Source organism: Vibrio sp. Vb0667 (assembly GCF_033391095.1).
The window spans coordinates 1-1255 of the sequence record NZ_JAWPOL010000235.1; the positions used below are offsets into that span (position 1 = coordinate 1).

Annotated in this window: 1 protein-coding gene and 1 pseudogene; both read right to left on the reverse strand. The window is 47.8% G+C overall.

The features are described from left to right. Window positions 1–111: 111 nt before the first annotated feature. A complete protein-coding gene (locus R8269_RS24885) occupies window positions 112–1059 on the reverse strand; it encodes a flagellar motor protein MotB (RefSeq protein ID WP_005460634.1) in 948 nt (315 codons plus the stop codon). Between the two features lie 15 nt (window positions 1060–1074). Then, window positions 1075–1255: pseudogene (locus tag R8269_RS24890) on the reverse strand (flagellar motor protein PomA); the annotation flags it as partial.

The following is a 1255-nucleotide window of genomic DNA, read 5'->3' on the forward strand; positions in this document are numbered from 1 at the left end:
CAGGCAAGGCTTCGATTTTAAGAACAAGCGACTCTCGACTAAAAATCTTCAATAAAAAAGCGAGCACTCTGCTCGCTTTTTATCTTCTGAACTATTTATAGACGCGCTTTGTTATTGAATAACGGGCACTTCTTCACTGTATAAAGGTTCACCTTGCATGATACTGATTTCAACACGACGGTTAAGTGCGCGGTTTTCATCAGAATCATTCGGCACCAAAGGCTCGGTATCCGCCATACCTCGCACACGAAGACGCTGATGCGAGAAACCTCTGACCTTTTCCATCTCTTGAGCGACCGACACCGCACGCTGCGATGACAAGTCCCAATTCGAGCGATACAGCTCAGAATCCAAACGCTGATTGTCCGTGTGACCAGAGATTCGGACAATACCTGGCACATCTTTCACTAGCTCAGCAATCTGTCGCACTAATGGTCTGAACTTCGGTTGCAGGAATGCAGAACCTTCTGGGAATGCGCCTTTCTCTCGCATTCGTATAACGATTTGCTGACCGAGGTTCTCCACTTCAATCGCACCTTGTTCGATTTCACGTTCGAGCGCCTTCTTGATGCTCTCCATCAAGGTTTCCATCTCTTGTGACATCTCTTCAGACTGCTGCTGTTGCATGTCTGACTCTGCGGACTGATTGCTTTGCGTCGAGGTTTCCGGTGATTGACCGCCCGTCAGCTTGCCTTCATCACGCTTAGTACCACCAGCTCGGTCAGACTCACCTTCGTGGAATTCTAGCGTCTGCTGAGTGATATCCATGGTTTGTTGCATGATGACATCAATCGGTGTCGGCTCAGGACGGCCTGGTCTAAATTCTTGTGCGATGATGCTGGTGCCTTTAGGAATGTCTTTCACTTCCAGTTGGTTTTGCACACCAAATGCAAATTTCATCGAACCAGCAATCTGTTTGAACTTCAAAACATCCATTTCAGAGAATGAAAGCAGCAGTACGAAGAAGCACATCAACAGCGACATCAAGTCCGCGAATGTCCCCATCCACAACGGGAGACCGGGTGGCGGACAATCGCATTTGTTATCTTCATCATCCATCACAAATCTCCGCGATTACTCATCAATCTCAAGAGCACGTTTACCCTCGTTGAGGTAGTTCTTCAGGTAGCTGTCGATAACTCGCGGGTTTTGACCATCTTGAATGGCAAGTACGCCGTCCATGATCAAACGGCGGTTAAGCGTTTCTTGATCTCGGCGTAAAGAAAGCTTATCGGCAATTGGGAAGAACAGCATG